The 13038-nt window shown below is 71.3% G+C and carries 15 protein-coding genes; 9 read left to right on the plus strand and 6 right to left on the minus strand.

What is annotated here, in order from left to right; translation table 11 throughout:
- Positions 1-69 precede the first annotated feature (69 nt).
- Positions 70-987 carry a phosphotransferase gene (locus tag DMB66_RS27730; RefSeq protein WP_125807054.1) on the plus strand — a complete coding sequence of 306 codons (918 nt, stop codon included), beginning with the start codon at positions 70-72 and terminating at the stop codon, positions 985-987.
- Positions 988-1137: 150 nt separating this feature from the next.
- A complete protein-coding gene (gene serA / locus DMB66_RS27735) occupies positions 1138-2367 on the plus strand; it encodes a phosphoglycerate dehydrogenase (protein WP_233624873.1) in 1230 nt (409 codons plus the stop codon).
- Between the two features lie 18 nt (positions 2368-2385).
- Here serA and DMB66_RS27740 read toward each other — a convergent pair whose 3' ends face one another.
- Positions 2386-3702, minus strand: a complete 1317-nt coding sequence (locus DMB66_RS27740) for a hypothetical protein (protein WP_125807055.1) — start codon at positions 3700-3702, stop codon at positions 2386-2388.
- 284 nt (positions 3703-3986) lie between these two features.
- On the minus strand, positions 3987-4649 hold the full coding sequence (locus DMB66_RS27745) for a response regulator transcription factor (protein WP_125807056.1): 663 nt from the start codon (positions 4647-4649) through the stop codon (positions 3987-3989).
- A 210-nt stretch (positions 4650-4859) separates the two neighbouring features.
- On the opposite strand from DMB66_RS27745, the gene DMB66_RS27750 reads away from it, so the two are divergent.
- The 5 genes from DMB66_RS27750 to DMB66_RS27770 all read left to right on the plus strand — a co-directional run bounded on the left by DMB66_RS27750 (position 4860) and on the right by DMB66_RS27770 (position 9221).
- Positions 4860-5747, plus strand: a complete 888-nt coding sequence (locus DMB66_RS27750) for a BTAD domain-containing putative transcriptional regulator (RefSeq protein ID WP_158647385.1) — start codon at positions 4860-4862, stop codon at positions 5745-5747.
- 208 nt (positions 5748-5955) lie between these two features.
- Positions 5956-6585: a methyltransferase gene (locus DMB66_RS65610; RefSeq protein WP_125807058.1), complete on the plus strand. Its 630-nt coding sequence runs from the start codon at positions 5956-5958 to the stop codon at positions 6583-6585.
- Between the two features lie 56 nt (positions 6586-6641).
- Positions 6642-7127: a MarR family winged helix-turn-helix transcriptional regulator gene (locus DMB66_RS27760; RefSeq protein ID WP_233624874.1), complete on the plus strand. Its 486-nt coding sequence runs from the start codon at positions 6642-6644 to the stop codon at positions 7125-7127.
- The gene (locus DMB66_RS27765) at positions 7124-8860 is read left to right on the plus strand and encodes an MDR family MFS transporter (RefSeq protein ID WP_125807060.1); all 1737 of its coding nucleotides are present in this window, start codon (positions 7124-7126) and stop codon (positions 8858-8860) included. Before DMB66_RS27760 ends, DMB66_RS27765 begins: the two co-directional genes overlap by 4 nt.
- A gap of 55 nt (positions 8861-8915) precedes the next feature.
- Positions 8916-9221, plus strand: a complete 306-nt coding sequence (locus DMB66_RS27770; RefSeq protein WP_125807061.1) for an antibiotic biosynthesis monooxygenase — start codon at positions 8916-8918, stop codon at positions 9219-9221.
- A 5-nt stretch (positions 9222-9226) separates the two neighbouring features.
- Here DMB66_RS27770 and DMB66_RS27775 read toward each other — a convergent pair whose 3' ends face one another.
- The 4 genes from DMB66_RS27775 to DMB66_RS27790 form a co-directional block, all read right to left on the minus strand.
- On the minus strand, positions 9227-10051 hold the full coding sequence (locus DMB66_RS27775; protein WP_233624875.1) for a GAF and ANTAR domain-containing protein: 825 nt from the start codon (positions 10049-10051) through the stop codon (positions 9227-9229).
- 194 nt (positions 10052-10245) lie between these two features.
- Positions 10246-10452, minus strand: coding sequence for a hypothetical protein (locus DMB66_RS27780; RefSeq protein WP_125807062.1), 207 nt, complete (start codon positions 10450-10452; stop codon positions 10246-10248).
- Positions 10453-10760: 308 nt separating this feature from the next.
- Positions 10761-11330 carry a DUF1360 domain-containing protein gene (locus DMB66_RS27785; protein WP_125807063.1) on the minus strand — a complete coding sequence of 190 codons (570 nt, stop codon included), beginning with the start codon at positions 11328-11330 and terminating at the stop codon, positions 10761-10763.
- A gap of 15 nt (positions 11331-11345) precedes the next feature.
- The gene (locus DMB66_RS27790) at positions 11346-11603 is read right to left on the minus strand and encodes a DUF6158 family protein (RefSeq protein WP_125807064.1); all 258 of its coding nucleotides are present in this window, start codon (positions 11601-11603) and stop codon (positions 11346-11348) included.
- Positions 11604-11690: 87 nt separating this feature from the next.
- Between DMB66_RS27790 and DMB66_RS27795 the strand changes: the two genes are divergently transcribed.
- Together DMB66_RS27795 and DMB66_RS27800 are read left to right on the plus strand one after the other, a co-directional pair.
- The gene (locus DMB66_RS27795; protein WP_125807065.1) at positions 11691-12146 is read left to right on the plus strand and encodes a hypothetical protein; all 456 of its coding nucleotides are present in this window, start codon (positions 11691-11693) and stop codon (positions 12144-12146) included.
- Positions 12147-12180: 34 nt separating this feature from the next.
- Positions 12181-12507, plus strand: a complete 327-nt coding sequence (locus DMB66_RS27800; protein WP_125807066.1) for a DUF3817 domain-containing protein — start codon at positions 12181-12183, stop codon at positions 12505-12507.
- The last annotated feature ends 531 nt before the right edge of the window (positions 12508-13038 follow it).

The raw sequence follows: 13038 nt of genomic DNA on the forward strand, positions 1-13038 counted from the left end.
CGGCTGTGCGACAAAGTCCGCTTGCGGATCCTTGCCAGGGTGCAACGATCCGTTGGAGGAGGCCAAACGATGATCCAGACATACGGGACACGCATCGGCTGGGCGGATCTGCCCGAGCGGATCAGGGAGCAGGTCGAGGCGGTCGTCGGTGGGCCGGTGGTGCGCGCGATCTCGCAGGCCGGCGGCTTCTCGCCCGGGACGGCCGACCGAGTGGTCACCGCGGGGGGACGGCGGGCGTTCGTCAAGGCCGTCAGCACCGGCCTGAGCACGCGATCCGTCGAGCTGGCCCGCGCCGAGGCGCACGTGACCGCACGGATGCCCGCGGGCGCGCCCGTGCCCCAACTGCTGGCGACTCTCGACGACGGCGAGTGGGTGGTGCTGATCCACGAGGACATCGAGGGCCGGCATCCCCGTACCCCGTGGGTCGAGGACGAGATCCGCGCCACCGTGCGGGCGCTGCGGCGGCTCGCCGCGGCCCTCACGCCGCCGCCGCTGACCGGCGTGCCGACGGCCACCGAGCACCTGGCGCAGTGCTTCGGTGGGTGGGACCGGATCGCCGCCGACCCGCCGCCCGACCTCGACCCGTGGGTGGTCACCCACCTCGACGACCTGCGGGCGGCCGCCGGCCGCGGCCTGGTCGCGGTCGGGACCGGCGCGACCCTCGCGCACTGTGACCTGCGGGCCGACAACCTTCTGGTACGCCCGGACGGCTCGGTCGTCGTCGTGGACTGGCCGTACGGGTGCGTGGGCCCCGCCTGGCTGGACACCCTGCTGCTGGCGATGAACGTGCTGGTGCACGGCGGCGCCGGCGACCGGCTGCTGGCCGGGCTCGACCCGCGGACCGCGACCGACGTGATCACGGCCTTCACCGGCGACTTCCTGGATCGTTCCCGCCACCCCTCGCCCGGCATCCCGCACGTCCGGGCCTTCCAGCGCGCCCATGCCGACGCCGTGCTGCCCTGGCTGCGGGCGCGACTTTCCAGCTGAGCAGGCACGGCGGCGCCGGGCTGACCGCCAGATGGGAGCTCCGGCACACCCTCGGGGTGCGGGCAATCCGGGGCATTAGGCTGGTACGCCTGACCTGGGCTTCGGCGTGGCGGCCCGGACGGTCCCCTGCCACCTGCTCCAGAATCCGACATGGAACGGAAAGTGATGATCGACCAAGCCAAGGTGCGAGTCCTGCTGCTCGAGAGCATTCACCCGGACGCGGTGTCCCGGCTCGAGGCGGAGGGTTACCAGGTCGAGTCCGTGGCCGGCGCCCTCGACGAGGTCGAGCTCGTCGAGCGCATCCGGGGGGTGCGGCTGCTCGGCATCCGCTCCAAGACCCGGGTGACCGCGAAGGTGCTGGAGGCCGCGGACAGCCTGGTCGCGATCGGCGCGTTCTGCATCGGCACCGATCAGATCGACCTGCCCGCCGCCTCGCAGGCCGGCATCGCCGTCTTCAACGCGCCGTTCTCCAACACCCGTTCCGTGGTCGAGCTGGCCCTCGCGGAGATCGTCGCGATGACCCGCCGGCTCACCGAGAAGAACAACCTCATGCACCAGGGCATCTGGGACAAGGCCGCGAGCGGCAGCCACGAGGTCCGCGGCCGCCGGCTCGGCATCGTCGGGTACGGCAACATCGGCACCCAGCTCTCCGTGCTCGCGGAAAACCTGGGCATGCACGTGTCCTTCTACGACACCGCCGACAAGCTGGCCCTGGGCAACGCCCAGCGCTGCGCCAGCCTCGACGAGCTGCTGGCCTGCTCCGACGTGGTGACGCTGCACGTCGACGGGCGCCCCGGCAACCTGGGCTTCTTCGGCGCCGAGCAGTTCGGCAAGATGCGCCCCGGGTCGATCTTCCTGAACCTGTCGCGCGGCATCGTGGTCGACCACGCGTCCCTGCGCGACGCGCTGACCAGCGGGCACCTCGCCGGCGCGGCCGTCGACGTCTTCCCGACCGAGCCGAAGGGCCGCGGTGACGAGTTCCTCTCGGAGCTGCGCGGCCTGCCGAACGTCATCCTCACCCCGCACATCGGCGGGTCCACCGAGGAGGCCCAGTCGGACATCGGCGACTTCGTGGCCAACAAGCTGGTGCACTTCCTGCAGGAGGGCAACACCACGCTGAGCGTCAACCTGCCCAGCGTCGCGCTGCCGGCCAGCACGGACATGAGCCGCGTCATCCACGTGCACCTCAACATGCCGGGCGTCCTCGCCCAGGTGAACAGCATCCTGGCCGAGCACCACGTGAACGTCGAGGGCCAGCTGCTGAGCACCCGCGGCGAGTACGGCTACCTGATCACCGACATCAGCGGCAGCTACAGCGCCGACGTGCTGGAAAAGCTGCGCGGCATGAGCCAGACGGTGCGCCTCCGCGTCCTGTCCTGAGCCGCGGCCCCGGGCGCGCTACTTGGTTTCGACCCTGAGTAGCGTGACCCGGGCCTCCGCGGTCACGTCGTAACGGTTGTTGGTGGCCCAGCCCTTCGGCGTCAGCGTCGATCCCGGCTTGACGTCGCGCAGCGTGCGCGCGCCCGCCGCGACCGTCTTGGCCCCGCCCTGCATCTGCACCCGCACGGGGTTGCCCGCCGGTGAGGTGAGCGACAGCTCGTCGACGGCGCCGGTGACCTTCAGCGCGACGGTGCCGGCCGGCGCGGGCAGCGCGATCTCGGTGACCCGCGAGCCGCCGACCAGGTCGATGCCGCCGATCTCGCCACCGGTGAAGTCGATGCGCTGCTCGTCGGTGGCACCGGCGAACCGCAGGCTCCACATCACCTTCGAGGAGAGCACCACCTCGACGGCCCCGGTGGTGCCGTCGCCGTCCGGGATCAGGTTGAGCTGCACCCGGTCCTGCGCCAGCACGGGCTTCGGGATGATCCCGGCGTCCTCGGCGGTGGAGATCCGGTAGAGGTCGTCGCCGAGGTCTTCGCTGCGCATGGTGACCTTGGTGACGGCGGTGGCCAGCTCGAACGACGCCGCCGTGCGGCTGTCGATGGGAGCGGTGGCCGTCCGGTCGCCGGCGTCGGACGTGCCGGCGCCGAGCTCGAGCACCGAGGTGAGGCTCTTGTCGGAGCCGGAGAAGTAGCTGACGCCCGCGACGGTGCCGCCGAGCAGCACGGCCAGGCCCAGCGCGAAGCCGGCGATCAGGACCCCGCGGCCGCGCGGTGGCGACTCGAGCAGCACGGGCTGCTCGGCGGAGGAGTGCGGGTGCCGGGCGGCGCGGTGCGGGCGAATCTCGCGGCCGGGGCCGCCGATGAAGTCGCCGACCCCGTCGTCCTCATCGGCCGGTGGCGGCGGAAGCGGGCGGGACTGCCGGCTCCTCGCCAGCACCGACTCGCCGGTGACGGACCGGAGCGGGTGCGGCGCGGGGCCCGTCGGCGGCGGCTGGAACGGCGCGCCCGAGGTCGGCCCCGGCCGACCTTTGTGGTTGCCGCTCGGCGCGCCCGAGGTCGGCGCCGGCCGACCCTTGCGGTTGCCGCTGGGCGCGCCGGAGGTCGGCGCCGGCCGGCCGCTGGGCGCGCCGGAGGTCGGCCGGCCGCTGTTGTGGTTGCCGCTGATCGGTCCGGCGGTGAAGCCGAAGGAGGCGCGGCCGGGTCCCGCGGGCGGAGCGGGGCCGTACTCGGGCTCCGGCGGGTCCGCGGCGTGGCGGTCCGCGCCGGGCCCCCCGGTGCCGGCGGGACCTGCGTTGGGCGAACCGAAGGCACTCCAGCTCTGGGAGTCGGCCATGTCTTCCTCATCAGCATTGTCACGGAACGAGTTCACAGCGGGGGGCCGTCGGTAGGGCGCCGGGTCCTGTTCGGTGCCGCGGTGCGGTGATTGGTTGTCACGGTTGGCCCAGTCGGCACCCGAGGTCGACACGTGGTCCGCAAGCGCGACGGACACATCGGACGAATCGGCGAATATACGTTCCACGCGATGCCCTCCAACTCGCGCCGGCGCCGACAGTCTTCGACAGGCGCTCTGGCGAGAAGTACGGATCCCGCGGCTTATCGGATGAGTACCAGCGTGAATTACTCTCCGTTACGGCGATCCGGGCTGAGTAGTCCGCGCCTGGTGGCCACCGCGACGGCTTCCAACTGGCTGTGCGCGCCGAGCTTGCCCAGTACGGCTTTCACGTAGCCGCGACAGGTGTGCACGCTGATGCCGAGCCGCCGGGCGATCGCCCGCGGGTCGAGCCCGGAGCCCATCAGCACCAGCACCTCATGCTCGCGCGCGGTCAGCCCGCCGGCTCGCGGCCCCACCACCGGCGTGGTGCTGCGCAACAGCCGCGCCAGGATGTCGGTCGACACTGTCATGCCACCGCCGTGCGCGGTGTGCACGGCGTTGAGCACGTCGCCGAGCGGGCCGTTCTTCGACAGGAAGCCCGAGGCGCCGGCCGCCGTCGCGCGTCCCACCAGGGCAGACTCGTTGTTGGCCGTCAGGATCACGAAGCGGGTGTCCGGCTGGCGATGCCGCAGCAACTCGGCGATCGCGATCCCGTCCGCGTCCGGAAGGTCGGGATCCAGCAGCACCACATTCGGCCGCAGCTCCTGCACCAGCCGGATCGCCTGCTCGCCGGTGCGCGCATGCCCGACATAGCTCAGGTCCGGTTGACCGGTCAGCGCCACACCGAGCAACTCGGCGAACGTCTGATGCCCATCAACCACGAGCACCGTGATCGCCTCGCCTACCATTCATGCCTCCTGATCCGCCAGCGCTGGAAGTCTATGTGTCCCGCGCTGGAAGCCAAGGCGTACCAACAGTCGGACAGCATCCACGAGCCACGCCGATCGCACGGTACGCGCGCCGACGGGATGAGTCCGAGCGGCCGTCATAGCTCGTATCTTCGGTGGACCCGACCCCTCGCTTTCGGGGTGCGGAACGACGCGGCGGAGGCTTGTCGCGTGACCGTCCCCCGTACAGGGTCTTACGCCATGTACGACATCCAGCTCTTCGGCCGGCTCGAGGTCCGCACCCGGGGCATCCGCCTGACCGGCCGCGACTTCGGCGGCGTCAAGCCGCGCCACATCCTGGCCCTGCTCGCCCTGCGCGGCGACATGCACAAGGCCGAGCTGGCCGAACTGCTCTGGGCCGGCCAGCCGCCGGCCAACCACCAGGCCACGGTGGAGAGTTATGTGTCCCTTTTACGCCATCGCCTCGACCCGAACGGGCACACGCGTGACTCCGTAATCACGACACGTAATGGCGGCTACGCCCTGGTCGCCGATCAGGTGCGCGTGGACGTGGCCCGCTTCGACGAGTTGGTCGCCGCCGCCTCGGGCCGCACGGCCGGTCGCACGGCGCTGCGCCCGCTGACCGCCGCCGCGCACGTGGCCGCCCGCCCCCTGCTGGAAGACGTCGAACGGCACGCCTGGGCGAACCAGGCCCGCGAGCAATACCGGGCCCGGCTGGTGGCGACGCTGCTCGACGCGGGTGGTCACGCCCTCACCGCCGGTGACCCGCAGGTCGCGCTGGCGCTGGCGGAGCGGGCGGTAGGGCTGGATCCGGTGTCGGAGCGTGGCTGGGCGATCGCGATGGCGGCGCACCGGCTGCTCGGCGACCGGGTGGCGGCGCTGCGGTCGTACGACCGGTGCCGCCGGGAGCTCGCCGAGGGTCTGGGCGTGGAGCCGTCGACGGAGACCCGGGCGATGTTCCTGGAGCTGCTGCGCGAGGACGGCGCGGGCACGCCACTCGACCTGGCGGTGACCGCCGTCCTGGCCGCGGCCGGCGAGCCACGCCGACCCGACTCGGCTTCCGAGCTGCTCCGCCGCGCAGCGGAACTGGCCGCGTAGCCAAAGCAAGCCGGCCCACAGCCACGAGCGAGCAGTCCCACAGCCACCAGTGAGCCGGCCCACGACCACCGGCGAGCAGGCCGCGACCACGAGCGAGCAGGCCGCGACCAAGTGCGGGCCAGCCCGCATAGCCAGGAAACGCCGGCCGAACCTGTGACGCAGGTCAATTAGCGCGCGGCCCGAGCGCCGACGGCGAAGAATCCCCGGCGTGGAAACCACCCTGCTGCCCGTACCCCTGGCTCCGGAGATCTCGCTGCACCTGGCCGGCGGCGGCGTCGGCTTGTTCGACGGGACCGGCGGCGAGTTCAGCAGCGACGTGCCGCCGCCGTTCTGGCTGTTCGTCTGGGCCGGCGGCCAGGCGCTCGCGCGGCACGTGCTGGACCATCCCGAGATCGTGCGCGGCCGGACCGTGCTCGACGTCGCCTCGGGTTCGGGCGTGGCGGCGATCGCGGCGGGCCGGGCCGGCGCGGCCCGCGTGACGGCGCTGGACGTCGATCCGCTGGCGGTGGCCGCGGCGGCCCGCAACGCGGCGGCCAACCAGGTCGTGGTCGACACCCGGACCGCCGACATAGCCGACCTGGACATGTCGGCCGACGTGATCCTGGCCGGCGACGTCTTCTACACCCGCACCGTCGCCGATCGGATGGCGGCGCGGTTGCGCCGGGCGGGCCGGGAGGGTGCCCGGATCCTGGTTGGCGACCCCGGCCGGGGATATTTCCCGGAGCGATTGTTCACCCAGGTGGCCGAGTACGTCGTGCCCGTGCCCGCCGCCCTCGAGGAGACCGAGGCGCTGGTCACCGGGGTCTGGGAGATGCGCGCCACACCTGCCGGCAGGTGAAATGCTTTCACCACACAACAAGTTGTAGGCTGCACGCATCTAAGGAGATGCGGCGGATGATGGAAGTGAATACCGGGGACGCGAGTGGCCGGCTGGCCGACGAACTTGTGCGATTCTCCCGGCTCGGCGTGCGCGCCAAGAGCATGCTCCACGTGCGGGACTTCGGTGCCGAGTTCTCCGCCCTCATGCTGCTGTTCCCGCTGCGGCACCTGGGCCCGCTGCGGATCACCGACCTCGCCGAGGCCAAGGGCGCGGATCCGTCCACGGTCAGCCGGCAGGCGGCCCAGCTGGTCAAGGCCGGCCTCGCCCGCCGGGAGGCCGACCCGTCCGACGGCCGCGCGTCCCGGCTCGCGGTCACGCCGGAGGGCCTGGAGGCCTGTCGGCAGCTGCACGAGGCGCGCAACGCGCTGATCGGCCAGGCCCTGACCGGCTGGCCGGCCGAGCGGGTGCGCACCTTCACCGAGCTTTTCCACGAATTCAACAGCTCCGTCGAGGCGCTCGTGCGCAGCGACCCAGCCGTACCAGCACGGGAGAACGCGTGAGTAACTCCAGCACTACCGCATCCGCGGAGACGGGGCCGGCGGGCGGTCCGGGCGCCGGGCGGCCGTCGGTGGAATTCACCCATCGGCAGATCCTGACCATTCTCGCCGGCCTGATGATGGGCATGTTCCTCGCCGCCCTGGATCAGACGATCATGGCTACGGCCACCCGGACGATCGCCGACGACCTCAACGGCTTCGACCTGCAGGCCTGGGCCACCACGGCCTTCCTGATCACCTCGACCATCTCCACGCCGCTGTACGGCAAGCTCTCCGACATCTACGGCCGGCGCGGCTTCTTCCTCTTCGCGATCGCCGTCTTCGTGATCGGCTCGATGCTCTGCGGCCTCTCCCAGAGCATGTACGAGCTGGCCGCGTTCCGGGCGATCCAGGGCATCGGCGCCGGCGGCCTGATGTCGATGGCGCTGGCCATCATCGGCGACATCGTGCCGCCCCGCGAGCGGGCCAAGTACCAGGGCTTCTTCCTCGCGGTGTTCGGCACCGCCAGCGTCATCGGCCCGCTGCTGGGCGGCTTCTTCGCCGGCCAGGACACGATCATCGGGATCACCGGCTGGCGCTGGATCTTCTACCTGAACGTGCCGATCGGCATCGCCGCGATGATCGTCGTGGCCCGGGTGCTGCACCTGCCGCACACCCGCACCGACCACCGGATCGACTGGCCCGGCGCGGTCGCGCTGATCGTCGGCCTGGTGCCACTGCTGACCGTGGCGGAGCAGGGCCGCACCTGGGGCTGGGGCTCCGGTCGGGCGCTCGGCTGCTACGCGGTCGGCTTGATCGGCATCGTGGCGTTCATCCTGGCCGAGCGGGCCTACAAGGACGAGGCGCTGCTGCCGCTCCGCCTGTTCAAGAACCGGACCGTGGCGGTCGGCTCGATCTCCAGCTCGATCGTCGGCATGGCCATGTTCGGCGGCCTGCTGACCGTTCCGCTGTATCTCCAGATCGTCAAGGGCTCGTCGGCGACCGAGGCCGGCCTGCAGATGATCCCGTTCGTGGTCGGCATCATGGCCGGCTCGATCGCCGCCGGCCAGCTGATCGCCCGCACCGGCCGCTACCGGATCTTCCCGATCATCGGCAGTTCGCTCATGCTGGTCGCGCTGGGGCTGTTCGCCCTGATCGGCGCGGACACGCCGCTCTGGAAGACCATGCTGATCATGGTGGTGATGGGCCTCGGCCTGGGCGGCAACATGCAGCCGATGATCACCGCCGTGCAGAACGCGGTCTCACCGCGGGAGATCGGCGTGGCCACCAGTTCGGTGACCTTCTTCCGCTCGATGGGCGGCACGCTCGGCACGGCGATCTTCCTGTCCGTGCTCTTCAACGTGGTCGGCGGCAAGATCAGCTCGGCGTATCAGACCGCGCAGGGCACGCCGGAATTCCAGCGGGCGGTGGCCGCCGACCCGAGCCAACTGCAGACGCTGCAGCAGGCCCAGAGCGGCGACGCGCTGAACGACACGTCGTTCCTCGGCCGGCTCTCCGACGTGGTGTCGCACCCGTTCAAGGTCGGCTTCTCGGACGGCATCCAGCTGATCTTCCTGCTGGCGGCCGCCGTGATGATCGTCGGCCTGATCGTGGTCCTGTTCCTGCCGGAGATCCCGCTGCAGCAGCGCTCGGCGCAGCAGCAGCGTGCCGACGACGCGGCGGCCGCGGCCGCCAGCGACGGCCTGCCCGGCGGCGTCGGCGCCGGCCCGGATGTGGAGATCAAGAGCTCCCGCTGATCCATCAGGCCATGCCGAGGGTACGAGCGCAGTCCGCGCTCGTACCCTTTGCCGTATGGCAGTCGTGAAGATCAACGCAATCGAGGTCCCCGAGGGCGCCGGACCCGAACTGGAGCAGCGCTTCGCCGCCCGCCAGGGTGCGGTGGAGAACGCCAAGGGCTTCCTGGGCTTCGAGTTGCTCCGCCCGGTCGGCGGCGAGACCCGTTACTTCGTCTACACCCGCTGGGAGACCGAGGAGGACTTCCAGGCGTGGTCGGCCGGCTCGGGCCGGGCGGCGCACGCCGGCGAGCGCGCCCGACCGGTGGCCTCGGGCGCGAGCCTGCTGGAGTTCGAGGTCGTGCAGCAGGTGGAGAAGAAGTAGCTAGCTCAGTCGTCGGCGTTGCGGGCGGCCGCCGCGATCAGTCGCTCCGCGACGATCCGGCGGTCGAGCCCGAGCCGCTGCGCGGTCTCGCGCAGCACGTCGTAGGACTCCTGCACGCCGCAACCGCGCTGCGCGATGATCACTCCCGCCGCCCGGTCGACCGTCGCGCCCTCCCGCAGGCCTTCCCGGCGGCGCAACTCGCCGAGCAACACCTCGGCCTGGTTGACCACGGCCATCGCGGTCAGCAACAGCTCGGGATGGATGCCGCCCGGGGTGGCGACGAACAGGCTCAGCGCACCCACCGAGGAGCGCTGCACGTCCATCGGGATCGCCACGAGGCCGTGCACTCCCTCCGCCCGGGCACACTCGGCCAGCCGCGGCCAGCGCGGGTCGGACTGCAGGTCGGGGGCGGTCACCAGGGACCTGGTGCGGGCCGCCTCCAGGCCGGGGCCGTCGCCGGCGGCGTACTGGAGATCGTCGAGGGCCTGCGCCGCGCTCCCGGAAGCGGCCAGGACCGGCGGGCCGCCCTCCCCGATCAGGGACACCGAGCAGCGCACGGTGCCGGGGACGACACCGGCCGCGAAGGCGGCGAGGCGGTCCAGGGCCTGCGGCACCTCGTCTGAGCCCAGCAGGCGCGCGGTGAGCTCGTGCAGCAGCCCGGCGAGCTCCACCGGGTGCGGCCCGGCCACGGCCCCTACGCCGGCACCCTGGATCAGATCCGCCCGGGGCCCCGCAACAGCCATCCGCGCGGGACGGAGCGAGGACGGCGTGGAGAAGGGGCCCGCGGCCACCGGCGCGAGCCCGGCCGGGGTGGCCTCCGGCGCGGACAAGATCTTCTTGATGGCCGCGGGCGTCCGCCCGCGGCCAGGGGTCCTCCTCTGGTCGGGAGTCCTGGTCTGGTCGGGATTCCCGGCCACGCCGGAACCCGGCACTCGACGCGAGACGTTGCGCCCGAAGCTTCGTTGCGGGGCTGCCATTCGGTCGATATTGCCACGCGGATCGGCGAACACGAAAGCCATCTCCACTACCGGGTGCCGTCTTCCGGCGTGATCGTCTGTTCCGAGGTCCGGTGTTCCCACAGCGAGCCCGGCACCGCTTCCCGGTCGGTCTCCCGAGCGTCGGACTCGGCGAGAATGGCCTCGGCCTGCGCGCGGGGGTCGCTGCTGCCACCGGCGCCACGTTCCTCGGGCAGCAGGTCGGCGGCGCGCTGATCGGTCCGGTCGTCAGTCATGAGCGCTGGGTACCCCGGCCGGCCGGCCCCGAACCGAGCGGCACCGCGTTGAGATCTTGGTAACCGGACCGGACTGAGTGCCACACGATCCCCCGCAGCGACCCGCAAGCAAGAGCGCCGCCCCCGGAGATCCGGGGACGGCGCGATCGCAGACGTCGGTGTGCAGGTCGCCTCTCGGCGAAAGGCTCAACGCGGCTCCAGCCGAACGGTATTCCGCGAAGGCGAAGGGTGAGGCCCGGGGACACTGATCACACCGACATCTGACTCAACCGTCGGCCTGGCGCCCCGATTCCGGTAGGAGTTGTGACTCAAGCCACAGCGATGGATTGCGGGGCCGCGGGCCGCTCCTGAGGCTTGCCGCCCTCCGCTGCCTCCTTCGCCAGGGAGTACGCCATCTGCAGGAAGTCGGAAGCTGCCGTCGCGGTGAACACGGTGGCCGCCAGCCTGGTCAGCCGGGGCGCGAAGACCAGCCCGCTGGTCAGCCCGGTCGCCACCCACACCGCCAGGCAGAACGGGCAGCTGACCAGCTCACCGATCGAGTGCCGCAGCGAGCTGCCCTGGTCGCGTACCTCTTCGTTGATCTCGCCGCTGCCGCCGGGCTCGGCGTAGCGGGTGAACGGCGCGCGCAGCGGGCTGGTGATCGCGTCCTTGGCGATCAGCCGGCTCAGCTTGTGGGTGGCGATGGAGATCAGCACGATGTCGGCGGTGGCCGGGCGGTCCGGCACGGGCCGCCCGGTCAGTTTCGCGGCGGCGGCCAGGCTGCCGGCGAGGACACCGAACGCGCCCATCGTCGCCACGTAGCCGTCCAGCGGCCGGTGTTCATGCGGGGCGTAGCCCCGTCGCAGCCGGTTCAACCGGCCGCGGGCCGAGGAGATCATGAGGTGGGGGTCCTCTCAGAAGTTCTGGGTGAGCCGGGTGGGATCCACCTCGCGGTCGGGGTGCCGGGACAGGTATTCGCTCTCCAGCTCTCCGGTCCGCCGCAGGTGGTTGGCCAGAGCGGCCTCCGGACCGTGCCGCAGCGTCTGCAACCGGGTGCGATAGAGGCTGGCCAGTTCGCGGAACAGGTCGTCGTCGGCCAGCCCCGCGGGGTCGATGCCGGTCTCGGAGACGACGAACTCGGCGTCCGCGGGTTCGATCCGGGGGTCGGTCATCACGCGCTCGCTTCCTCGGTCGGTGGGTGCCTGCCGCAACCGTTGCCCGAGCGCTCTGCCGCCAAACCCGCCGGTACGCTGAGGGACATGAAAGGGCTGTGGACCCCCGCGTGGATCGCGCGCCACCTCCTGGCGCTCGTGCTCGTGGCCGGCTTCCTGGCCCTGGGCTGGTGGCAGTTCAGCCGGGCCACCGGCGGCAACTCGCTCAGCTGGGGCTACACCTTCGAGTGGCCGGTGTTCGCCGCATTCGTGGTCTTCATCTGGTTCCGCGAGGTCCAGCAGGCCCGTCGGGCCGCCGGCGCCGCCGAGCCGGAGCCCGCGCAGGAGCCGACGGCGGAGCGGCCGGCCGGGCAGCCGGTGCCCCGCCAGGACGCCCCGCTGACCGTGCGCCGGCCGGTGCGTGTGCCGGTGGCGAGCGCGGCCTCCGCCGCCGCCGACGACGACCCCGAGCTGGCCGCCTACAACGACTATCTGAGCTGGCTGGCCGCCCACCCCGGAGCCCGGCCGAGCGACTACCCCGGCCGGCGCACCAGCACCAGCTGATCGAGTCAAGGTCGAACCAAGAAGGACGTGGATCGTGCAGGGAGCCCTCATCCGTTACCGGATCATCGCCTGGATCGTCGGCCTGGTCCTCATCGCGCTCGTCGTGGTCGGCATGCCGCTGAAGTATCTGGGTGAGAACGACACGGTCGTGGCCACCATCGGCCCGATCCACGGCTTCCTCTACATGATCTTTCTGGTGGCCACCTTCGACCTGAGCCGCCGGGCGCAGTGGCCGCTGAGCCGGATGGCGCTCGTCATGCTCGCCGGCACCGTCCCGTTCCTCTCTTTCTGGGCGGAACGGGTCGTGACGAACAAGTGGGTCGCCGAGGCCCGCAATGCACCGCCGGTCATGGCAGAGTAGGAAAAAGTAACGCTTCGGAACGGCCGTGTCGCCCCCGGTTATCGGGATCATTCTCTTATTTGTGATCATTGGCGCAAGTCACTCTTCGGGCCCTTGTGTTAATGCCGAGCGCCGATAAGTTAATGCGGTTGGTCCGGTCCGCAGCCACACCCTCGGTGGCGCCGGCCAACGCCGCCGAATCCTCGCCGATGGAAACGGGCGACCCCGATCCCCCAGGGTCACCGCCTCCACGACGTCGAACCGGGTGAATCCGCGACAGCGGTGGGGCCTTCTTCCCGCCCCCTGACACCGGAAAGTTCCGGCGTCAGCTAGCCCGGTAGGTGGCCAAGCGGAAGAAAGGCCACGTTCCGTTGCCACACGCCCGCACGAGGCTCCGTGCGCTGGTGGTCGCCGCCCTGGCGATCGCGATCACCGGGAGCATCGCGACCGCCGCACACGCGGAACCGTCGACGAGTGAGCTGACCAAGAAGATCGACAAGGCGTCCGACCAGCTCGAGGACGTCGTTGAGTCGTACAACAAGATGAACCTCA

It is taken from the genome of Actinoplanes sp. ATCC 53533 (assembly GCF_003947245.1).

Bases quoted from the DNA above. Each gene is read 5' to 3' on its own strand.
- DMB66_RS27785 (WP_125807063.1), bottom strand. From the start codon at position 11,330: ATGATCTCCTCGGCCCGCGGCCGGTTGAACCGGCTGCGACGGGGCTAC.
- DMB66_RS27730 (WP_125807054.1), top strand. From the start codon at position 70: ATGATCCAGACATACGGGACACGCATCGGCTGGGCGGATCTGCCCGAG.
- DMB66_RS27740 (WP_125807055.1), bottom strand. From the start codon at position 3,702: ATGGCCGACTCCCAGAGCTGGAGTGCCTTCGGTTCGCCCAACGCAGGT.
- serA (WP_233624873.1), top strand. From the start codon at position 1,138: ATGGAACGGAAAGTGATGATCGACCAAGCCAAGGTGCGAGTCCTGCTG.
- DMB66_RS27790 (WP_125807064.1), bottom strand. From the start codon at position 11,603: ATGACCGACCCCCGGATCGAACCCGCGGACGCCGAGTTCGTCGTCTCC.
- DMB66_RS27780 (WP_125807062.1), bottom strand. From the start codon at position 10,452: ATGACTGACGACCGGACCGATCAGCGCGCCGCCGACCTGCTGCCCGAG.
- DMB66_RS27745 (WP_125807056.1), bottom strand. From the start codon at position 4,649: ATGGTAGGCGAGGCGATCACGGTGCTCGTGGTTGATGGGCATCAGACG.
- DMB66_RS27760 (WP_233624874.1), top strand. From the start codon at position 6,642: ATGATGGAAGTGAATACCGGGGACGCGAGTGGCCGGCTGGCCGACGAA.
- DMB66_RS27795 (WP_125807065.1), top strand. From the start codon at position 11,691: ATGAAAGGGCTGTGGACCCCCGCGTGGATCGCGCGCCACCTCCTGGCG.
- DMB66_RS27770 (WP_125807061.1), top strand. From the start codon at position 8,916: ATGGCAGTCGTGAAGATCAACGCAATCGAGGTCCCCGAGGGCGCCGGA.